This window comes from Mesorhizobium sp. P2_E6 (genome assembly GCF_056403835.1).
The window spans coordinates 203426-223064 of sequence record NZ_JBFUEQ010000002.1 but is presented as its reverse complement, the minus strand read 5'-3'; the positions used below and the strand labels follow the sequence as shown (position 1 = coordinate 223064).

Sequence of the window (19639 nt, the reverse complement as noted above, 5' to 3'; positions counted from 1 at the left end):
ATGGCAGACGCGCACGCAAAACCACACCATGACTACCATCTCGTCGACCCGAGCCCATGGCCGTTCCTGGGGTCCATCGGCGCGCTGGTGACCGCAATCGGCGGTGTCTGCCTGATGCAGTATCTCAAGGCCGGCGACTTCCCGATCTTCGGCTTCAACATCGCCAATCCGTGGCTGTTCTTCATCGGCCTGGCGATCGTCCTTTACACCATGTTCGCCTGGTGGTCGGACACGATCAAGGAAGCGCATGAGGGCCATCATACGCGTGTCGTGTCGCTGCACCTGCGATACGGCATGATCATGTTCATCGCCTCCGAGGTGATGTTCTTCGTCGCCTGGTTCTGGGCCTACTTCGATGCCAGCCTGTTTCCGGGCGAGGTGCAGCAATACGCCCGCACCGCGTTTACCGGCGGTGTCTGGCCGCCGAAGGGCATGGAGGTTCTCGATCCCTTCCACCTGCCGCTCTACAACACCATCATCCTGCTGCTGTCGGGCACCACGGTCACCTGGGCGCACCATTCGCTCATCCATGGCGATCGCAAGGGGCTGATCAACGGCCTGGTGCTAACCGTCGGCCTCGGCATGCTGTTCACCATGGTGCAGGCCTACGAGTACATTCATGCTCCGTTCGCCTTCAAGGATTCCATCTACGGCGCAACCTTCTTCATGGCGACCGGCTTCCATGGCTTCCACGTCATCATCGGCACCGTCTTCCTCTTGGTCTGCCTGCTCAGGGCGATGAAGGGTGATTTCACCCCCAAGCAGCATTTCGGCTTCGAGGCGGCCGCCTGGTATTGGCACTTCGTCGACGTTGTCTGGCTGTTCCTGTTCTCAGCGATCTATGTCTGGGGATCGGCCGGCGCGGTGATCGAAGCCCACTGATTTCGACCTGAGCAAAACAGAGGCCCCCATCCCGATTCATCGGGATGGAACAGGCTCCAGGGATTTAGAGAAGGCGGTCGCGGCGACGTGGCCGCCTTCTTCATTTCGGCGCAAAGATCGCCGATCGATGGCCGATGCGGCTAACTCGTCTCTGTGCCATTTACGCGTGCATGATTGCCACAGCGCCGGCCCTTGCTGGCGAGAAAGTCGATCTGGTGCGTGTCGACAAGTCGGACCGGCGATTGGAGTTGATTGGCGGCGGCAAGGTCCTGCGAAGCTACAGCATCGCGCTCGGCGGCGATCCGCTTGGGCACAAGCACCAGGAGGGCGATCAACGCACACCGGAAGGGCGCTATGTCCTCGACTGGCGCAACCCGAACAGCATCGCCCACAAGTCGATCCATATCTCCTATCCCAATGCCGACGATCTGGCCGCCGCGAAGGTACGCCATGTCGATGCGGGAGGCATGATCATGATCCACGGCCAGCCAAACGGTTTCGGCTGGTGGGGCTGGCTGCTTCAATTGGTCGACTGGACCGACGGCTGCATTGCGGTTACGGACTCCGACATGGACGAAATCTGGGCAATGGTGGCCGATGGGACGCCGATCGAGATCGAGCGGTAAGCAATGAGCGACGACAAGGCGATCTGGCCGCCCATCGATCCAATCTCGGCCGGCTTGCACGGCCGCTGCCCCCGCTGCGGCGAGGGGCAGCTGTTTTCCGGCTTCCTCACCGTTGGCAAGCGCTGCACCAATTGCGGCCTCGACTATTCCTACGCCGATGCCGGCGACGGACCGGCGGTCTTCGTCATCCTGATCATCGGTTTCATCATCGTCGGCCTGGCGCTCTGGGTCGAAGTGACGCTCAGCCCGCCGCTCTGGCTGCATCTGCTGCTCTGGATTCCGCTGGCTGTTGCGCTGTGCCTGACGGCGCTTCGGCTGATCAAGGGCGTGCTGCTCACACTGCAATACCGCAACAAGGCGGCCGAGGGCCGGCTGGATCGCGGCGAATGAGCGAGGCATCCGTTAGAGTTGGCGGCCGCTCGCGGCCAAGGACGGCGTTGCTGCTTGGCCTTGGCCTGGTGCTGTTTTTGATCCTGCTGGCGCTCGGCACCTGGCAGGTCCAGCGTCTGCACTGGAAGGAAGGTCTGCTGCAGACCATCGATCAGCGTACGCACTCGGCGCCGCAGCCGCTCGCCGAGGTCGAAAGGGAATTCGCCTCGACCGGGGACGTCGACTATACGCCGGTGACCGTCAGCGGCACCTTCCTGCATTCCGGCGAACGGCATTTCTATGCCACCTGGGAAGGCGACGCCGGCTTCAATGTCTACACGCCGCTGGCCCTCGACGATGGCCGCTTCGTGCTGATCAATCGCGGCTTTGTACCCTACGATCTCAAGGATGCCGGCAAGCGCGCCAAGGGGCAGGTGACGGGCAAGGTGACGGTCACCGGCCTCGCCCGCAATCCGCTGCCGGCAAAGCCGTCGATGATGCTTCCCGACAACGACGTGGCGAAGAACATCTTCTACTGGAAGGACCGCGACGCGATGGCGGCGAGCGCCGGGCTGCCGGCGGGCGCCACGCTGGTGCCGATCTTCATCGACGCCGACAAGACGCCGAATCCGGGCGGCTTGCCGGTCGGCGGCGTCACCATCATCGACCTGCCGAACAGCCATCTGCAATATGCGATGACCTGGTATGGCCTCGCCGCCGCACTCGCCGCCGTGCTCATCCTGCGGCTTCGCCGCCCCTTGAAAGAGGAATGAAGGCGACCGCCGCCCCCTTGCACTTGACAGGGCAGGGGTAGGCACCTCATTTCGGCTTTGATCAACCGGCCAGGATTTAATGCTTCAGACAACCACCAAGCCCCCCCTGACGATCCGGCTCTGCCAGCCGCGCGGCTTTTGCGCCGGCGTCGACCGCGCCATCCAGATCGTCGTCCTGGCGCTGAAGAAATATGGCGCGCCGGTCTATGTCCGTCATGAGATTGTGCACAATCGTTACGTCGTCGAGGGACTGCAAAGCCTTGGCGCTGTCTTCATCGAAGAACTCTCCGAGATTCCCGCCGAACATCGGCAGTCGCCGGTCGTGTTCTCGGCCCACGGCGTGCCGAAATCGGTGCCGGCTGACGCGCAGGCCCGCAACCTCTTCTATCTCGACGCCACGTGCCCGCTGGTCTCGAAGGTCCACAAGCAGGCGATGCGCCACCAGCGGCTTGGCCGCCATGTGCTGCTGATCGGTCATGCCGGACACCCGGAGGTGATCGGCACCATGGGCCAGCTGCCGGACGGCGCGGTGACGCTGATCGAGACCGAGGCCGATGCCGCGAAGCTTTCGCCTGCCGATCCGCAGGCGCTTGGCTTCGTTACCCAGACCACGCTGTCGGTCGAAGACACCGCCGGCATCATCCGCGCCTTGCAGGATCGTTTTCCGCAATTGCATGCCCCGGCGGCGGAATCGATCTGCTATGCCACCACCAACCGCCAGGAGGCGGTCAAGGAGACCGCGGCCGGCGCTGATCTTTACCTGATCGTCGGCGCACCCAATTCCTCCAATTCGCGACGCCTAGTCGAAGTGGCGGAGCGTGCCGGCGCCTCGATGTCGCTTCTCGTGCAGCGCGCCGCCGAGATTCCGTGGAATGACATCGCCGGCATCTCGACGCTTGGCCTGTCGGCTGGAGCGTCGGCGCCGGAGATCATCGTCGACGAGATCATCGACGCGTTCCGCCAGCGCTTCGACGTCACGATCGACCTGGCCGTCACGGCCACGGAAACGGAGGATTTTCCGGTCATGCGGGTACTGCGCGATGTCGAACTGACGCGAGCCGACATGGCTTTCGTCAATGGAGCCGCGTAAGGCACATGGCGGTCTATACCGACGTTGCCGAAGGCGAACTCGGCGCATTCCTGAAGCAATATCCGGTCGGCGATCTCCTGTCTTACAAGGGCATCGCCGAAGGCACCGAGAACTCGAACTTCCTGCTGCACACCTCCAGCGGCTCGTACATCCTGACGCTCTATGAAAAGCGCGTCGAGAAGGCGGATCTGCCGTTTTTCCTCGGGTTGATGGGCCATCTCGCCAAAAAAGGCGTTTCCTGCCCGCTGCCGGTGACCGCGCATGACGGCAGCGTCATCGGCACGCTCGCCGGCCGGCCGGCGGTCATCATCACGTTCCTCGAAGGGCTTTCGCTGCGGCGGCCGACATCGACGCACTGCGGCGAGGTCGGCAAGGCCCTGGCCGCCTTGCATCTGGCCGGAGCCGACTTTTCGATGACGCGTCAGAACGCGCTCGCCATCGACGGCTGGCGCAAGCTTTGGAATGCCGCCCGTGACCGCGCCGACGAGGTTGAGCCGGGTCTGGCTGCCGAGGTCGATGCCGACTTCGCCGACTTCGAGCGGAACTGGCCGACGGACCTTCCCCAAGGCATCATCCATGCCGATCTTTTCCCGGACAATGTCTTCTTTCTCGGCGAGAAGCTTTCCGGCCTGATCGACTTCTATTTCGCCTGCGACGACCTCTACGCCTACGATGTCGCCACCTGCCTCAACGCCTGGTGCTTCGAGAAGGATTTTTCCTTCAACCTGACCAAGGGCAAGGCATTGCTGGCCGGCTATCAGAGCGTGCGTCCCCTGAGCGACCAGGAAAAGGCGGCGCTGCCGATGCTGGCGCGCGGCTCGGCGCTACGCTTCATGCTGACCCGGCTCTACGACTGGTTGACCGTTCCCAATGGCGGGCTGGTGATGAAACGCGATCCGACCGAATATATCCGCAGGATGCGATTCCATCGGGCGATCAGGTCTCCTTCGGAATATGGATTGGCCTGATATGGGGTATCATGAGCAAACACGTTGAGATCTTCACCGACGGCGCCTGTTCGGGCAATCCCGGCCCTGGCGGCTGGGGCGCGATCCTGCGCTTCAACGGCACCACCAGGGAGCTTTCCGGCGGCGAGGCGGAGACCACCAACAACCGCATGGAGCTTCTCGCCGCCATCTCGGCGCTGAATGCGTTGAAGGAACCCTGCACGGTCGACCTTCACACCGACAGCAAATATGTCATGGACGGCATTTCCAAGTGGATCCACGGCTGGAAGAAGAACGGCTGGAAGACGGCCGACAAGAAGCCGGTCAAGAACGGTGAGCTCTGGCAGGCGCTGGATGAGGCCAACAGGCGTCACAAGGTGACCTGGAACTGGGTCAAGGGCCACGCCGGCCATGCCGAGAACGAGCGCGCCGACGAACTCGCGCGCGAGGGCATGGCGCCGTTCAAGAAAGGCCCGGTCAAGCCCGCTGCTGCGCCGAAGCCAGTTGCGCAGGCAAAACAGCCGGTAGCAGCGAAGGCGCGGCGCTCGACCCAGAGTTATTGAACTCAGGAGCAGGTCAGCACTCTCAGGCAGGGATCTTCGATCATGCCGATCCTGTATTATGTCACCCATCCCCAGGTTCAGGTCGATGCCAACATTCCCGTGCCGGAATGGGGGTTGTCCGACATCGGACGAGCGAGAGCGGTTGCAATGCTCGACCAGCCCTGGATCGGCTCGATCCGGCGCATCGTGTCGTCGGCTGAACGCAAGGCGCTGGAAACCGCCGAAATCCTCGCAACACATCTCGGCCTTGCCATCGAGGTGAGGGAAAGGATGCATGAGAACGACCGATCGGCGACGGGGTTTTTACCGCCGCCGGAGTTCGAAGCGGTCGCGGACCAGTTCTTCGCCAACCCTCATGACAGCATTCGCGGATGGGAGCGGGCCATCGATGCCCAGCATCGCATCGTGAGCGAGGTCGACGCCGTGCTTGGCGCCGCCGACGCGGGCGACATTGCCTTCGTCGGCCATGGCGGCGTCGGAACGCTGCTGCTGCTCGCCCTCAGCGGTCGGCAGATCAGCCGCGAAGCGGATCAACCGGCGGGCGGCGGCAACCACTTCGCCTACGATCTCGGCGCACGCCGCCTTGTCCACGGATGGCAGCCGATCGACGCACCGGCGCAGCGTCGCGACGATTAACTTCGCTTCAGCGGATCAGCAGCGCCGTGCCGTAAAGCCCGAGCGCGAACACCGTGTGCGATACCAGGTTGAGGGCGCGGATCTGCATCGGTTTGGGCCGTTTCGAGGCGGCCCAGCCGGCACCCATGCCAGGCGCCAACAGGAACCAGCCGGCACCGACGGTGACGATGCCGAGGATGAAGGCCGGCAGGAAGGTCGGCGCCGCCAGCCATGCCGTTCCCGCCAGCGCGACCAGGATGATGCCGTAGACGATGCCGACAAAATAATGAAAGGCCCAGCCCAGCGCCACTTCCTGCGCGTACGGCTTTGCATCGCCGATATCGTCGTGGAAGACCTTGCCTTCCCTGAGATGCCACACCCAGCGGCCGACCAGGCCCCAGTTCGGTCGTGGCTGGGCAAACACCGTGTTCAGGAAAATCGCCCAGATGTCCATCAGCGCCGTGGCGCCGATGCCGATCGCGATACTGCGCCAGAAGATGTCAGACATCGTCGCGGTCCCCCCCAAAGCTGTCGGGCGAGGGGACTTTGCGGTCCCTGGCCTAACGCTGTCGCCAATATTGTTAGAGCTGTCCCAGAATATGAGCCGCGCCGGACTCGTCGACGCCGGGCTTGGTCTCGACATTGAGCGCCGTGACCTTGCCGTCATCGACGATCATCGAAAACCGCTTCGAGCGCAGTCCCATGCCGGCTGCGGAAAGGTCGTTGTCGAGGCCGACCGCCTTGGCGAAGTCACCGCTGCCATCGGCGATGAAAAGGATCTTGCCTTCGCCGCCGGTGAAGCGCGCCCAGGCGCCCATGACGTGGACGTCGTTGACCGAAACGACGGCGATGGTATCGACGCCGCGTGCCAGGATGGCGTCATGGTTCTCGAGATAGCCGGGCAAATGGTTGTTGCTGCAGGTCGGCGTGAAAGCGCCCGGAACACCGAAAAGCACAACCTTCTTGCCTGTGAAAATCTCGGCCGACGTGATCGGCTTCGCGCCGTCGGCGGTCATCGTCTTGAAGGTCACATCAGGCAGCTTGTCGCCAACGGAAATGGTCATGAGTTCCTCGTCTGGGAAAATGGGGGAGGTCGTGTGATTGCGTAGCGAACTCGACGGCCCTCTGCAACTGTCAAGGAGCGGCCTCAGTCCATGTCGCCCAAAAGTGAGCAGCTGTTTTGGCACTACGACATGGACAAAGAGAGGACCAAGTGCGTCGTATGAATCCGTTCAATGCGACGCGCTTTAAGGAAACGGCAACAGCCCTTCGACGGCGCCGGCCGAACTTGTCAGTGTATAATGAAGCCCGCCATCCGTCGGCGTTGTCGACGGGCGGTCGAGGATCGGCACGGTGAAGATCAGCTTGCCGTCCTTTTCGCTGCGGGCAGGGGTGCCGAACATATAATCCCGCTCGCCGGCGACAAAGAAATCCGCCGCCTCCGGATCGCCAGGAAAGCTCGCTTCGACAATCAGCGTCTCGTGGTCACCCGGCAGCACGTTGATGCCGAAATCGGACCTTGCGGGTGTAGGCAACGCCGCGAAGCTCGCCTTCACCAGCGCCGTGTCTTCGGCATTGTCCGGATCGGAGCCGGGGTCGACGGTCAGCCGCGTCTGCACCGGAATGCAGATCGTTTCACAAATGCCGAGAAAGATGTCGGCGTCGATAACGGCTGGATCTTTCGCCGCCGACAGGGTGAACACGACCGGCAGCGAAACCGGATAGTCGTAGCCTGCCCATTTGCCATAGCCTTCGTCATGACGCTGCGGCGCCGGGAAGGAAAGCTGGGCGTCGGCGATGTTCGTGCTGGCTGAAATGTCGAGCTGCGGCGGCACGCCCGCGTCGCCCGGGTCACGCCAGTAGGTCTTCCAGCCGGGCTTGAGCGCTATGTCGAGAACGCCCTGGATGCGGCCGGCGGCATCGGCCTTGCCGCTGGTCACCAGCCGGACCTTGCCGCCTTCGCTGTTGTACCACGACGATGATGAAGCGGCGGCGGGAAGAACGGTTGCCGATCCGATGGCGGCGCCGAGCAGCAGGATTTTCAAGCTTTGCATGGCGGTGATTTGATCGTCCGTTCGTGGCCGCGCAATGTTTTCATGACCTTGCCGGTATCATATTTGCGTGACCTCGAGGGAAGAATGCTCTGCCTGGTCACATAGGCTTTGGTCGAATCCCGCACGGTGCATCTTTTCGGCGCTTTGGAAACGCGTTACCTTTGCTGTCATGGACTTGTTGCGCCACAAGAAGACAGCCGCCAGCCGCGGTTTTCTCGACGATCAGTTCCTGATTGCCATGCCCGGCATGAAGGACGACCGTTTCACGCGCTCGGTCATCTACGTCTGCGCGCACAGCGATGAAGGCGCGATGGGCCTGATCATCAACCAGACACAGCAGATGCTTTTTCCGGATCTGCTCGTGCAACTGGGCATCATGAACGAACAGGAAGCGATCCGCTTGCCGGCGCAGGCTCGCGATTTCGTCGTGCGCAATGGCGGGCCCGTCGATCGCAGCCGGGGTTTCGTCCTGCATTCGGGTGACTACAGGGTGGAATCGTCGCTGACCGTGTCGGACGACATCTGCCTGACCGCGACCGTCGACATATTGCGCGCCATTTCGTCTGGCCGTGGACCCCGTCACGCGCTGATGGCGCTCGGCTATTCGGGTTGGGGCGCCGGCCAGTTGGAGACCGAGATCGCCGAGAATGGCTGGCTGACTTGCCCGGCCAACGCCGAGCTTCTGTTCGACACCGACATTGAGCGCAAGTACGACCGCATCCTCGCCTCGATCGGCATCGACCTCGCCCATCTCAGCCTCGCCGCCGGACACGCCTGAGCCTCATCACAGAGGTCTCAGGCTTGCGTCAGCGGATACTGTTCCTTCAGCGTCTTCAGCACCTGGTCGCCCGGCATCGGCGCGCCGAACATGAAGCTTTGCACATATTCGCAGCCCATCTGGCGCAGCTCCAGCGCGTCGCGTTCGTCCGAAATGCCCTCGGCGACCACGGACAGTCCGAGTTCATGCGCCATGTTGACCATGGATTTGAGCAGCACCGCGCGTTTGGGGGTGTTGTCGTCGACAAAGCTCTTGTCGATCTTGATCGTGTCGAAGGGAAAACGCGTCAGATAAGCCAGTGAGGAATAGCCGGTGCCGAAATCGTCCAGCGACAGGCCGATGCCGAGCTGTTTCAGCTTGGTCAGCACATGGGCCGTCTGCTCGGGATTATCCATCACCAGCGATTCAGTGAGCTCGAGCCGGAAGCAGCGCGGCTTCAGATTGGCGCGTGCGATGACCGAGCGGACGTCGCTGACCAGGTCGCGGCGGATGAGCTGGCGGCTGGACAGGTTGACCGAGACCGACAGCGGCGCGTCGCCGATCTGCTTTTGCCATCCGGCAAGGTCCTCGGCCGCCTGCTGCATGGCGAAGAGGCCGAGCTGCACGATCAGCCCGCAGCTTTCGGCGACCGGGATGAAATCTGCCGGCGGGATCATGCCGCGACGCGGATGGTCCCAGCGCAGCAAGGCCTCGAAGCCGGCGACGCTGCCATCCTCCAGCCGCACGATCGGCTGATAGGCGAGCGTGAATTCGCGCCGTTCGATGGCGCGGCGCAGGTCGGATTCGAACTGCAACCTGTCGGTGCCGACGGTGCGGAAGGCCGGGCGGAACGGCTCGATCCTGTCGCCGCCGAAGCGCTTGGCCTGATGCATGGCAAGCTCGGCGTCCTTGACCATGTCCTCGGCCGACATCTGCGTCGAGTTCCAGGTGATCAGTCCGATCGATGCGGTCAGCACGATCTCGCGCTTGGCAAAGGTGATCGGGTTGTTGATGGCATGCTTGATGGCGTCAGCGACGGCGGCGATGCGGGACGGATCCTGCTCGGACAACAGCATTAGTGCGAACTGATCGCCGGCAAAACGCGACAGCGAATCCTTCGGCTTGAGCAACCGGTGCAGCCGGCGCGCAATGGTCAAAAGGATGGTGTCGCCGGCCGAGATGCCGAGCCCGTCATTGACCTGCTTGAAACGGTCGATGTCGATGACGAAGACGGTCGGGCGCACTTTTTCTTCGGTGCGGGCGATCGAGATGACCGCTTCCAGCCGGTTCATCAACAGTTCGCGGTTCGGCAGCCCGGTCAAATTGTCGTGCACGGCGTCGTGCAGCAGACGCTCCTCGGATTTCTTCTGTTCGGTGACGTCGACCATGGTGCCGACGCAGCGAATGACTTCGCCGTCCGACCCGATCACCGGCCGCGCGCGCAGCGAGAACCAGTGATAGTGGCCGTCGGCGCCGCGCAGGCGGAAGTTCTGCGACACCCGGCCGCGCCGGTGTTCCAGCACCACGTCAAGCGTCGTGCGGAAGGTGTCGCGATCGTCGGCATGCAGCACCGGCAGCCAGTTGCGCGCGGCACCGCCAAGGCTGTTTGGCGCCAGACCGAGCTGGATGCTGACATCGGGCTTGGTGACGACGCGGTCGCGCAGCACGTCCCAGTCCCACACCGTATCGCCAGATCCGGCCACTGCCAGCGCCTGCCGCTCGAGGTCGGAGAACAGGCCCTGGTGCAGCGCGCCGCCGGCAAAGGCGTGCTGCATGACGGTGAAGCCGATCAGAAGGATGATCAGGATCAGTCCGCCGCCCAATGCCGGCTGGGCGATGTCGTTGTCGAGCATGCCGGTGATCGCCATCCATGACCCGCACAGCCACAACAGCACCATGACCCAACTGGGCACCAGCATGATGGCGCGGTCGTAGCCGCGTATGCCGAGGAAGATGATCAGGCCGAGCCCGGTCAGCGCGGTGGCGGCGAAGGACAGCCTGGCGATGCCGGCGGCGACGGCCGGATCGACGATGGCGACGCCGGCGATCAGCAGCAGTCCAAGGATCCAGACCAGCGCGCCATAGCTGAAATGGCCGTGCCATCGGTTGAGGTTGAGATAGGCGAACAGGAACACCACGAAGGTTCCCGCCAGCGCCACCTCCGTTCCCGCTCGCCACATCTGCTCGTTGCCGGGCGAGATCTCGATGATCTTGTTGAGGAAGCCGAAATCGACGCAAATATAGGCCAGCACCGCCCAGGCGAGCGCCGCGGTCGCCGGGAACATCGAGGTTCCCTTGACCACGAAAAGGATGGTCAGGAACAGCGCCAGCAAGCCGGCGATGCCGATGACGATGCCGCGAAACAGCGTGTAGGAATTGACCGAGTCCTTGTAGGATTCCGGATCCCACAAATAGACTTGCGGCAGTTTCGGCGAAGCCAGTTCGGCGATGAAGGTGATCACCGTGCCCGGGTTCAGCGTCACCCGGAACACGTCGGCGTCGGGGCTGGTCTGGCGGTCGAGCGCGAAGCCTTCGCTGGGCGTGATGGCGGCGATACGGGTCGAGCCGAGATCGGGCCAGAAGATGCCGGAATTCACCAGTCGGAAATGCGGCGCGACGATCAGCCGGTCGAGCTGCTGGTCGGTGGTGTTGGCCAGCGCGAACACCGCCCAGTCGCCGGTCGAACGCGCATCATTAGCCTCGACCTCGATGCGCCGCACGATGCCGTCCGGTCCGGGAGCGGTCGACACCTGGAAATTCTCGCCCTGGTTCCGGTAGATCTCGACGGCGCCCGAAAGGTCGAGCGCGACGTCGTCGCGGGCAATCTTGATCGGTTCGACGGCGAAGGCCGACGATGCCGCGCACAGCGTCAGGATTGTCGCGAGGACAAAGGCGAACAGCGGCCCGTTTCGCAGGAAATTCGTCAAGATCAGTCCTTCGTTCCAGCGCCCGGCGGATCGTCCGAGATCCGGGCGTAGAGGTAGTGGTCCTGCCAGATGCCGTTGATCCTGAGATAGGATCGCAGAAGTCCTTCGCGCCGGAATCCGGCTTTTTCAAGCACGCGGATCGACCGGGCGTTGTCGGGAATACAGGCCGCTTCGATCCGGTGCAACCTCAGCGTATCGAAGGCGAAGCGCGTCACCACCTTGACCGCGTCGGTCATCAGGCCACGACCGCCAAAGCGCTCGCCGATCCAATAGCCGACATGGCCGCTTTGCGAGACGCCATGGCGTATGTTGCCGAGCGTGATGCCGCCCGCCAGCTTGCCGCTGCTCTTTTCGAAGATGAAGAAGGCGATCGCGGTTCCCTGCGCATAGTCTTCGCGGTAGCGGCTGATGCGCAGCCGCCAGGCAGTGCGGTCGAGTTCGTCGGGAGTCCAGCGTGGCTCCCATGGCTCGAGAAAGGCACGGCTTTCGCCACGCACCGCCGCCCATTCGCGATAGTCATTCGTGAAGGGCACGCGCAGCATGACGTAGTCACCCTTCAGCGCCGGCAGGTCACGGCGAAAGAAAGGGAGCGCGAACACGACGCTTTGAGGGGCTTAGACGGCGAGCTTGCGGGTCGCGGTCTGCGTGCCCGCAAGCGAATCGAGGATCGCCTCGTATGGCGCCAGCGTACCCACAGGCCCGACAGCTGTAAGCGTCGGCTTGGTCGAGAACAGCCGCGACGACAGGTCGGTCAGTCGCTCGATCGTGAGCGCCGACAGCCGTTCCATCAGTTCTTCCTTGGCGATCGGCCGGCCGAACAGAAGCAGCTGCCGCGCGATCTGCGAGGCGCGGCTGGCCGGGCTTTCGGCGGACATGATCAGCCCGGCGCGATATTGGGCGCGCGCCCGGTCGAGCTCTTCCTGCAGGATCTTCTCGCCGGCCTTCTGCAGTTCGTCGATGATGACCGGCACCAGTTCGGCGATATCGCTCTGGCCAGTCGCGGCATGGACACCGAAGACGCCGGTGTCGGAAAAGCCCCAGTGGAAGGCATAGACCGAATAGCACAGGCCGCGCTTTTCGCGGACTTCCTGGAAAAGACGCGACGACATGCCGCCGCCGAGGATCATCGACAGCACCTGCGAGGCATAGAAGTCGCGCACATGATAGGCGCGGCCCTCGAAGCCCAGCACAATCTGCGCGTCCATCAGGTCGCGGTCCTCGCGGAAGTCGCCGCCGACATATTGCGCATATTGCGGGATGGTGCTGTCGGCCTTGCTGCGGAAGCCGCCGAGTTGCTTTTCAACCTCGCGCACGAAATTGTCGTGCTTGATGTCGCCGGCAGCGACGATCACCATGCGCTCGGCGCCGTATTGCCGCTCGATGAAATCGTGCAACTGCTTCGAGGTGAAGGATTTGACGGTTTCCGGCGTGCCCAGGATCGAGCGGCCGATCGTCTGGTGGCGGAAGGCTGTCTCGGTGAAACGGTCGAAGACGATGTCGTCGGGCGTGTCGTGTGCGGCGCCGATCTCCTGCAGGATCACATGCTGCTCGCGTTCGAGCTCCTGCGGGTCGAACTCGGACTCCTGCAGGATGTCGGCAAGAATGTCGACGGCCAGCGGAACGTCGTCGGAGAGCACCCTGGCATAGTAGGAGGTGGTCTCGACGCTGGTGGCGGCGTTGATCTCGCCGCCGACGTCCTCGATCTCCGAGGCGATTTCGAAGGCGCTTCGCCTTTTCGTGCCCTTGAACGCCATGTGCTCGAGCAGATGGGCCATGCCATGCTCTTCGTCGCGTTCGTTGCGGGCACCTGACTTGACCCAGGCACCAAGGGCAACCGATTCGATGCTTTGAAGGGTTTCGGTGGCGACTGTCAGGCCGTTCGACAGACGGCTTACCTCAACACCCATATGGCTACTACTCCCTAACGCGCCGCCCGCGCGCGGCGGCCGACGTAATCTTCCACCATTTTCAGGTCGGATGGAAGTACCGTGTATTTTTCCTCCGATGTCATCAACCCACCTAGCCATGCGGGCAGTGCGGGCGAGACGCCGCTGGCGGCTTCGACGGCGGCGGGGAATTTTGCTGGATGGGCGGTGCCAAGCACCACCATCGGCACCGCGCCTGAAGCCTTGCCCGCCGCCACATGCACGGCTGCCGCGGTGTGCGGATCGAGCAGGTAGTTGCTGCCGGCGAGCGTCGAACGGATGGTGGCGGCGACTTCGTCCATGGTTGCGCGGCCGGCGTCGAATTCAGACCGCATCCCAGCGATTTGCTGCGTTTCGATGGTGAAAGCGCCAGACTGCTTGAGACCGTCCATGTAGCCCCGCACGGTCGCGGCGTCACGGTTGGAAGCCTCGAACAGCAGGCGTTCGAAATTGGACGACACCTGGATGTCCATCGACGGCGAAGTGGTCGCAAAGACGCCCTTGGTGCGGTATTCGCCGGTTGCGAAAGTGCGCGCCAGGATGTCGTTGTCGTTGGTGGCGATGATCAGCCGCTCGATCGGCAGGCCCATCTTCTTGGCGGCATAGCCGGCGAAGATATCGCCGAAATTACCTGTCGGCACCGTGAAGGAGACCGGCCTGTCCGGCGCGCCCAGCGACAGCGCCGAGGAGAAATAATAGACGATCTGGGCCATGATGCGGGCCCAGTTGATCGAATTGACGCCCGACAGCGCAACCCGGTCGCGAAAGCCGTGATCGTTGAACATGTCCTTGAGCAGGCCCTGGCAATCGTCGAAATTGCCTTCGATCGCCAGCGCATGAACATTTTGCGCGGTCGACGTCGTCATCTGCCGCTGCTGCACCGGCGAGACGCGGCCATGCGGGAAAAGGATGAAGATGTCGGTGCGGCTGCGCCCGGCAAAGGCATCGATGGCGGCGCCGCCGGTATCGCCCGAGGTGGCGCCGACGATGGTGGCGTGCTGGTCGCGTTCGGCAAGCACATGGTCCATCAGCCGGGCCAGAAGCTGCATCGCCACGTCCTTGAAGGCGAGAGTCGGCCCGTGGAAGAGTTCCAGGATGAAGGTGTTGGGGCCGGTCTGCACCAGCGGGCAGACGGCCTCGTGGCGGAAGGTGGCATAGGCTTCGCGGACCAGGCGCTCGAAGACGGGCGCCGGGATTTCGTCGCCAAGGAAGGGCGACAGCACGCGGATTGCGAGATCAGGATAGGCAAGGCCGCGCATGGCGCGGATCTCGGCAGCGGAAAACTGCGGCCACTCGCGCGGCACGTAAAGCCCGCCGTCACGCGCCAGTCCAGCCAGCACAGCGTCGGAAAATCCAAGCACGGGCGCTTCGCCGCGGGTACTCACATAGTGCATGTCACAAATCCGTTACCGCTGGGTTTTCCGTTCACCACAAGGTGGTTAATTTCTGCGCTGGCTCAGTCGCATTTTTGCCGCGCGGTTGATATACGTCACCAGCTTTGCGAGAGGGAAGTGCAGTTTCATGGCGTTTCGTACATTCAGTGGCCGCTTTTTGGCGGGTCTTGCGCTTACCGGCTTTATGCTCGCCGCCGCCGGCTGCCAATCGAGCGACAATGGCATCCTGGACCTCGGCTTCGGCAAGAAGGATCCGACAGCGCCGCCGCCGCCACAGGATCCCAAGGTCCTGTCTAGCCAGTTGCAGGCCTATTGCCCCAGAGTGACGGTGCGCGACGGCACGGCCTTCTTCAACACCTATGCCAAGGGCGTGCAGAAGCCCAAGTCGAAGCCCATGCGCAAGCCGAGGAACCAGGCCGAGGCCGAGCAGCAGGCGCAGGAGGCACAGGCCGCGGCCGACGCGGCCGCGACCGCGCCCGACGAGTCTGCGAACATCATCTACCAGGCGTCGATCAGCGACGTGACCCGTGATTGTCTGCGCGCCAACGGGCAGTTGACGATGAAGATCGCGGTCGCCGGCAAGGTTGTGCCCGGACCGAAATTTTCCCCCGGCACCATCACCATGCCGATCCGTATCGCGGTGATGCATGGCACGGATGTTCTCTACTCGCAGATCCATCCGTATCAGATCCAGGTCACCGACCCGTCGGTCGCGACGCAGTTTGTCTTCACAGATTCCAATGTCGTCGTGCCCGAACCGTCGGCGCAGGACTATCAGGCCTTTGCCGGATATGATGAAAACGCGCCGAAGGGGACGACGGACAAGCCGAAGAAGAATCACAAGAAGAAGGCTGTCGCGACGAACTAGTCTCGCGTCGAGACGCACGTCTCTCAGGCGTCAGCCGACCACTCCGACAGCGCGGCGATCACGCTTTTCAGCTCCGCCCAGCGCCGAATGACCGTCTCGGCGCCGGCTTCCGTCAAGGCGTCGGCATGACCGGGATAGCTGTGGCCGGCGCCGGTGAAGCCGATCACGCGCATGCCGGCCGTCCTGGCGCCGTGGACGCCGTGCACGGAATCCTCGATGACGAATGTGTTCGCCGGCTTGGCGTTGAGTTTCTCCGCAGCGAACAGGAACACGTCGGGCGCCGGCTTGGTCTTCTTGCTTGGTATCTCCAGGGCCGAGAAGATCCGGCCGGTGAAAAACGGCAGCAGGTGCACCTTCTCCAGCATGAATTCGATCCGCTCGGAGCGCGAATTCGAGCAGACGCAGTGCGGAGCGGTGACCGCGGCGACCGCCTCGCGCACGCCGTCGATGGCGCGGACGTCGCTGCGCAATTTGCGATCGACGAGGTCTTCGGCGCGGTCGATCAGCGAGGCCTGGAACGGGATGCTGGACTTCTCCTCGACCCGCATCATGATGTCCTTGAAGGTCAGTCCGGCGTAGGTCTCGGCGAGTTCCTCAGCCGATATTTCGTAGCCGGCCAAGGTCAGCAGTTCCGCCTCGACCCGCGCGGCGACGATTTCGGAATCGACGAGCACGCCGTCGCAATCGAAGATGACAAGGTCTGGCTGGGGCATGGTGATCCGGACGGTTGGGAGAAGGAAGGGCCAGGGAAGGCTCAGGCGGCGCGGCATACACCAACAGGGCCGCCTTCGCAAATTTGGAGATCCGCGGTGGCCTTCACCGAATATTTACGCTGATCGGTAACCATAACAGAGAGTAAAACTGTAACGCGTGCCTCGGGTGTCAGAATGTCTGCCGTGCGTCTTCTCGACGAGCTATCCCACGCCCCCCAGCAATCCGAATGGCTGGACACGATCCTCAAGGGTGACTGCGTTGCCGCGCTCGATCGGCTGCCGGAAAAGTCGATCGACGTCATTTTCGCCGATCCGCCCTACAATCTTCAGCTCGATGGTGACCTGCACCGGCCCGACCAGTCGAAGGTCGATGCCGTCGACGACGATTGGGACCAGTTCGAGAGCTTCGAGGCCTACGACGCCTTCACCCGCGCCTGGCTGCTGGCGGCGCGGCGGGTGCTGAAGCCCAATGGCACTATCTGGGTCATCGGCTCTTATCACAACATCTTCCGGGTCGGCGCCAAGATGCAGGATCTGGGCTTCTGGATCCTCAACGACGTCGTCTGGCGCAAGACCAATCCGATGCCGAATTTCCGTGGCCGCCGTTTCCAAAATGCGCATGAGACGATGATCTGGGCGTCGCGCGACCAGAAGGGCAAGGGCTACACCTTCAATTACGAAGCCATGAAGGCCTCGAACGACGACATCCAGATGCGCTCTGACTGGCTGTTTCCGATCTGCACCGGCGGCGAGCGGCTGAAGAACGACAATGGCGACAAGCTGCATCCGACGCAGAAGCCGGAAGCGCTGCTCGCGCGCATCATGATGGCCTCGACCAAACCCGGCGACATCGTACTCGACCCCTTCTTTGGCTCAGGCACCACCGGCGCGGTGGCCAAAAGGCTTGGCCGCCATTTCGTCGGCATCGAGCGGGAGCAGGCCTATATCGATGCCGCCAACGAGCGCATCGACGCGGTGCGGCCGCTGGACGGCGCCGACCTGACCGTGCTCACCGGCAAGCGCGCCGAGCCGCGCGTCGCCTTCGTCAGTCTCATCGATACCGGGCTGATGGTTCCGGGCGCCACGCTCTACGACGCCAAGAAGCGCTGGGCGGCCAAGGTGCGCGCCGACGGCACCGTGGCGATCGGCGACAGCGCCGGCTCGATCCACAAGATCGGCGCCGAAGTGCAGGGCCTGGATGCCTGCAACGGCTGGACCTTCTGGCACTATGAGCGCAGCGGCGGCCTGACCCCGATCGACGAGCTTCGCCGCATTGCCCGGCTCGGCATGGAGCGGGCAGGGGCCTGAACCCCTGCCAATTGCCACCATTCTCGCTGACTCAAGGTATCAACGGAACGCCGGAAGCGATTCAAATCACGCCATGATTCCGAGGCGTTCAAGGTCTGCCTGAAGCGTCTTGGCATCGGTGAACAGCACCGCTTGCCAGCCGGCCGCCTTGGCGCCGTCGACGTTCTTCTGGCTGTCGTCGATGAACAGCGTGGCCGACGGCTCGAGCCCGAACGCGGCGACGTGATGGTCGTAGATGCCGCGGTCCGGCTTGATCATCCCGACTTCGCCGGAGATGGTGACGCCGCGCGGCCGTTCGAGAAAATCGAAGCGTTTGCGCGCCTCGGAGAGCGTGTCGCTGGCGAAATTGGTCAGCATGGTCACGTCGTGGCCGCTTTCGATCAGGCCGACCATGATGGCGACACTGTCGTCATAGGCGTGCGGCACCATGTCGTGCCAGTAGCGGCGGAAATTGCGGATGTTTTCCGCGTGATCGGGATGCTCCGCAATCAGCAGCGCCTCGGCCTCTTGCCATGTCCGGCCGCGATCCTGCTCGATGTTCCAGTCATGCGTGCAGACATTGTCGAAGAACCACTTTCTCTCTTCGGCATCCGGAATGAGGAGGCTGAACGGAATATTCGGATCGTAGTGGATCAGCACCCTGCCGATGTCGAAAACGATGTGGCGGATTTCAGTCATGGGGCCTCTTTGCACTGTGTGGCGACGGTTTTTTCGTCGCGCCGGGTATCGCAGCCTCGATTGCCTTTTTCATGACAGTGGGCAGTGCTTCGCCTGAAATGTCCGAAGGCAGCGACCAGAAATGGCCGGCCGGCGTCTCGCCGTTCGTGTGGGCGAGGAACACGTCGAGCTCGAGCGCGAAGTGGGTGAAGACATGGGCGATCCGCCCCGTGGGCTTCCAGTTGCCGGGAAAGGGTGCCGCCGCTTGCGTGGTGGCGCCATCGATCCGCGCTGTCCAGGCGGTCGTCGGCACTTCGGTCATGCCGCCAAGCAGGCCTTTCTCCGCCCGTTTGCGCAGGAGAACGGCGCCGTCGCCCCGCACGGCGATGAAGGCCGCACCGCGCCGCAGCGGCTTGTCGGCCTTGGGCAGCCGCACCGGGAAATGTTCGGGGTCACCTGAAACGACCGCGCTGCAATCTTCGCGCAGCGGGCACAGCATGCAGCGCGGCCGGCGTGGCGTGCAGATGGTGGCGCCGAGATCCATCATCGCCTGGGCGAAATCGCCCGGCCTTGTCCCTGGCACCATACGCTCGACATGGGCGCGTATCTCGGCCTTGGCTTCGCTCAGCGGTGTTGTGATCGAAAACAGCCGGGAGATGACGCGTTCGACATTGCCGTCGACGACGGCGGCTGGGCGGTCGAAGGCGATCGCGGTGATCGCCGCCGATGTATAGGCGCCGATGCCGGGCAGTTCCCTGAGGCCGGCTTCCGTGTCGGGAAACCGGCCGCCGCGCTGGGCCACTAGGTCGGCGCAGGCCTTGAGATTGCGCGCGCGGGAATAGTAGCCGAGCCCGGCCCAGGCCTTCATCACATCCTCGGTCGGTGCCGCAGCAAGCGCCCCGACATCAGGCCATTTCTCGACGAAGACGCGAAAATAGGCCTTCACCGCTTCGACAGTGGTTTGCTGCAGCATGACTTCGGACAGCCAGATGCGGTAGGGATCGGGCATCACGCCGCGCGCGTGCTCACGCGGCGTGATGCGCCACGGCAACTCGCGATGATGCACATCGTACCAGCCGAGCAGGCGGGACGCGATGTCGGCACCGAATGGGGGTGTGGTCTTGCGGGTCTGGTCTGCTGGTGCCATTGATCGGGAATTGGCCTTGGCCGA

General features: G+C 63.2%; 21 protein-coding genes. 11 read left to right on the top strand and 10 right to left on the bottom strand.

Going from position 1 to position 19639, the window contains the following annotated elements; translation table 11 throughout:
• The 8 genes from AC1D08_RS05735 (at position 1) to AC1D08_RS05700 (ending at position 5886) form a co-directional block, all read left to right on the top strand.
• Positions 1-882: a cytochrome c oxidase subunit 3 gene (locus AC1D08_RS05735; RefSeq protein WP_477422727.1), complete on the top strand. Its 882-nt coding sequence runs from the start codon at positions 1-3 to the stop codon at positions 880-882.
• Between the two features lie 134 nt (positions 883-1016).
• Positions 1017-1508 (top strand): L,D-transpeptidase family protein, encoded by a 492-nt coding sequence (locus tag AC1D08_RS05730; RefSeq protein ID WP_457154413.1) that lies wholly within the window; start codon positions 1017-1019, stop codon positions 1506-1508.
• A gap of 3 nt (positions 1509-1511) precedes the next feature.
• Entirely contained in the window at positions 1512-1898 is a 387-nt protein-coding gene (locus AC1D08_RS05725) for a DUF983 domain-containing protein (protein ID WP_095091936.1), read from the top strand.
• Positions 1895-2650: an SURF1 family protein gene (locus tag AC1D08_RS05720; RefSeq protein ID WP_457154414.1), complete on the top strand. Its 756-nt coding sequence runs from the start codon at positions 1895-1897 to the stop codon at positions 2648-2650. Before AC1D08_RS05725 ends, AC1D08_RS05720 begins: the two co-directional genes overlap by 4 nt.
• 79 nt (positions 2651-2729) lie before the next feature.
• Complete coding sequence (gene ispH / locus AC1D08_RS05715; protein WP_457154415.1) at positions 2730-3740, top strand: 4-hydroxy-3-methylbut-2-enyl diphosphate reductase; 1011 nt, start codon at positions 2730-2732, stop codon at positions 3738-3740.
• A 5-nt stretch (positions 3741-3745) separates the two neighbouring features.
• Complete coding sequence (locus tag AC1D08_RS05710) at positions 3746-4708, top strand: homoserine kinase (RefSeq protein ID WP_457154416.1); 963 nt, start codon at positions 3746-3748, stop codon at positions 4706-4708.
• An 11-nt stretch (positions 4709-4719) separates the two neighbouring features.
• Positions 4720-5250: a ribonuclease HI gene (gene rnhA, locus AC1D08_RS05705; RefSeq protein ID WP_477226033.1), complete on the top strand. Its 531-nt coding sequence runs from the start codon at positions 4720-4722 to the stop codon at positions 5248-5250.
• Positions 5251-5292: 42 nt separating this feature from the next.
• A complete protein-coding gene (locus AC1D08_RS05700) occupies positions 5293-5886 on the top strand; it encodes a histidine phosphatase family protein (RefSeq protein WP_457153619.1) in 594 nt (197 codons plus the stop codon).
• Positions 5887-5893: 7 nt separating this feature from the next.
• Here AC1D08_RS05700 and AC1D08_RS05695 read toward each other — a convergent pair whose 3' ends face one another.
• The 3 genes from AC1D08_RS05695 to AC1D08_RS05685 all read right to left on the bottom strand — a co-directional run bounded on the left by AC1D08_RS05695 (position 5894) and on the right by AC1D08_RS05685 (position 7919).
• Positions 5894-6373, bottom strand: a complete 480-nt coding sequence (locus tag AC1D08_RS05695; RefSeq protein ID WP_457153620.1) for a DUF2938 domain-containing protein — start codon at positions 6371-6373, stop codon at positions 5894-5896.
• Between the two features lie 73 nt (positions 6374-6446).
• Entirely contained in the window at positions 6447-6929 is a 483-nt protein-coding gene (locus AC1D08_RS05690) for a peroxiredoxin (protein WP_457153621.1), read from the bottom strand.
• Positions 6930-7112: 183 nt separating this feature from the next.
• Positions 7113-7919, bottom strand: coding sequence for a protein-disulfide reductase DsbD domain-containing protein (locus AC1D08_RS05685; protein WP_457153622.1), 807 nt, complete (start codon positions 7917-7919; stop codon positions 7113-7115).
• A 169-nt stretch (positions 7920-8088) separates the two neighbouring features.
• Here AC1D08_RS05685 and AC1D08_RS05680 point away from each other — a divergent pair, with 169 nt between their 5' ends.
• The gene (locus tag AC1D08_RS05680) at positions 8089-8697 is read left to right on the top strand and encodes a YqgE/AlgH family protein (RefSeq protein ID WP_091576862.1); all 609 of its coding nucleotides are present in this window, start codon (positions 8089-8091) and stop codon (positions 8695-8697) included.
• Positions 8698-8714: 17 nt separating this feature from the next.
• Here the strand turns inward: AC1D08_RS05680 and AC1D08_RS05675 are convergent, their stop codons facing one another.
• Genes AC1D08_RS05675 through thrC form a run of 4 tightly spaced genes read right to left on the bottom strand, consistent with a single transcriptional unit; the run spans position 8715 to position 14922 of the window.
• The gene (locus AC1D08_RS05675; RefSeq protein WP_095091946.1) at positions 8715-11603 is read right to left on the bottom strand and encodes an EAL domain-containing protein; all 2889 of its coding nucleotides are present in this window, start codon (positions 11601-11603) and stop codon (positions 8715-8717) included.
• A gap of 2 nt (positions 11604-11605) precedes the next feature.
• Positions 11606-12202, bottom strand: coding sequence for a GNAT family N-acetyltransferase (locus AC1D08_RS05670; protein WP_457155230.1), 597 nt, complete (start codon positions 12200-12202; stop codon positions 11606-11608).
• Positions 12203-12217: 15 nt separating this feature from the next.
• Entirely contained in the window at positions 12218-13510 is a 1293-nt protein-coding gene (locus AC1D08_RS05665; protein ID WP_095091948.1) for a M16 family metallopeptidase, read from the bottom strand.
• Positions 13511-13524: 14 nt separating this feature from the next.
• Positions 13525-14922: a threonine synthase gene (thrC, locus tag AC1D08_RS05660; RefSeq protein WP_477226034.1), complete on the bottom strand. Its 1398-nt coding sequence runs from the start codon at positions 14920-14922 to the stop codon at positions 13525-13527.
• Between the two features lie 127 nt (positions 14923-15049).
• On the opposite strand from thrC, the gene AC1D08_RS05655 reads away from it, so the two are divergent.
• A complete protein-coding gene (locus AC1D08_RS05655) occupies positions 15050-15790 on the top strand; it encodes a hypothetical protein (protein ID WP_477226035.1) in 741 nt (246 codons plus the stop codon).
• 23 nt (positions 15791-15813) lie between these two features.
• Here the strand turns inward: AC1D08_RS05655 and AC1D08_RS05650 are convergent, their stop codons facing one another.
• Entirely contained in the window at positions 15814-16503 is a 690-nt protein-coding gene (locus AC1D08_RS05650; protein WP_457154649.1) for an HAD family hydrolase, read from the bottom strand.
• Positions 16504-16677: 174 nt separating this feature from the next.
• Between AC1D08_RS05650 and AC1D08_RS05645 the strand changes: the two genes are divergently transcribed.
• On the top strand, positions 16678-17811 hold the full coding sequence (locus tag AC1D08_RS05645) for a DNA methyltransferase (protein WP_477422725.1): 1134 nt from the start codon (positions 16678-16680) through the stop codon (positions 17809-17811).
• A gap of 66 nt (positions 17812-17877) precedes the next feature.
• Here the strand turns inward: AC1D08_RS05645 and AC1D08_RS05640 are convergent, their stop codons facing one another.
• A complete protein-coding gene (locus tag AC1D08_RS05640; RefSeq protein ID WP_457154782.1) occupies positions 17878-18489 on the bottom strand; it encodes an HAD family hydrolase in 612 nt (203 codons plus the stop codon).
• Positions 18482-19615, bottom strand: coding sequence for an A/G-specific adenine glycosylase (gene mutY / locus AC1D08_RS05635; RefSeq protein WP_457154783.1), 1134 nt, complete (start codon positions 19613-19615; stop codon positions 18482-18484). The genes AC1D08_RS05640 and mutY overlap by 8 nt, the downstream gene beginning before the upstream one ends.
• Between the last annotated feature and the right edge of the window lie 24 nt (positions 19616-19639).

Bases quoted from the DNA above. Each gene is read 5' to 3' on its own strand.
- AC1D08_RS05655 (WP_477226035.1), top strand. From the start codon at position 15,050: ATGGCGTTTCGTACATTCAGTGGCCGCTTTTTGGCGGGTCTTGCGCTT.
- AC1D08_RS05665 (WP_095091948.1), bottom strand. From the start codon at position 13,510: ATGGGTGTTGAGGTAAGCCGTCTGTCGAACGGCCTGACAGTCGCCACC.
- AC1D08_RS05735 (WP_477422727.1), top strand. From the start codon at position 1: ATGGCAGACGCGCACGCAAAACCACACCATGACTACCATCTCGTCGAC.
- AC1D08_RS05730 (WP_457154413.1), top strand. From the start codon at position 1,017: ATGCGGCTAACTCGTCTCTGTGCCATTTACGCGTGCATGATTGCCACA.
- AC1D08_RS05680 (WP_091576862.1), top strand. From the start codon at position 8,089: ATGGACTTGTTGCGCCACAAGAAGACAGCCGCCAGCCGCGGTTTTCTC.
- AC1D08_RS05650 (WP_457154649.1), bottom strand. From the start codon at position 16,503: ATGCCCCAGCCAGACCTTGTCATCTTCGATTGCGACGGCGTGCTCGTC.
- AC1D08_RS05695 (WP_457153620.1), bottom strand. From the start codon at position 6,373: ATGTCTGACATCTTCTGGCGCAGTATCGCGATCGGCATCGGCGCCACG.
- AC1D08_RS05645 (WP_477422725.1), top strand. From the start codon at position 16,678: ATGTCTGCCGTGCGTCTTCTCGACGAGCTATCCCACGCCCCCCAGCAA.
- AC1D08_RS05710 (WP_457154416.1), top strand. From the start codon at position 3,746: ATGGCGGTCTATACCGACGTTGCCGAAGGCGAACTCGGCGCATTCCTG.
- thrC (WP_477226034.1), bottom strand. From the start codon at position 14,922: ATGCACTATGTGAGTACCCGCGGCGAAGCGCCCGTGCTTGGATTTTCC.
- ispH (WP_457154415.1), top strand. From the start codon at position 2,730: ATGCTTCAGACAACCACCAAGCCCCCCCTGACGATCCGGCTCTGCCAG.
- AC1D08_RS05685 (WP_457153622.1), bottom strand. From the start codon at position 7,919: ATGCAAAGCTTGAAAATCCTGCTGCTCGGCGCCGCCATCGGATCGGCA.
- AC1D08_RS05690 (WP_457153621.1), bottom strand. From the start codon at position 6,929: ATGACCATTTCCGTTGGCGACAAGCTGCCTGATGTGACCTTCAAGACG.
- AC1D08_RS05700 (WP_457153619.1), top strand. From the start codon at position 5,293: ATGCCGATCCTGTATTATGTCACCCATCCCCAGGTTCAGGTCGATGCC.
- rnhA (WP_477226033.1), top strand. From the start codon at position 4,720: ATGAGCAAACACGTTGAGATCTTCACCGACGGCGCCTGTTCGGGCAAT.
- mutY (WP_457154783.1), bottom strand. From the start codon at position 19,615: ATGGCACCAGCAGACCAGACCCGCAAGACCACACCCCCATTCGGTGCC.
- AC1D08_RS05725 (WP_095091936.1), top strand. From the start codon at position 1,512: ATGAGCGACGACAAGGCGATCTGGCCGCCCATCGATCCAATCTCGGCC.
- AC1D08_RS05640 (WP_457154782.1), bottom strand. From the start codon at position 18,489: ATGACTGAAATCCGCCACATCGTTTTCGACATCGGCAGGGTGCTGATC.
- AC1D08_RS05720 (WP_457154414.1), top strand. From the start codon at position 1,895: ATGAGCGAGGCATCCGTTAGAGTTGGCGGCCGCTCGCGGCCAAGGACG.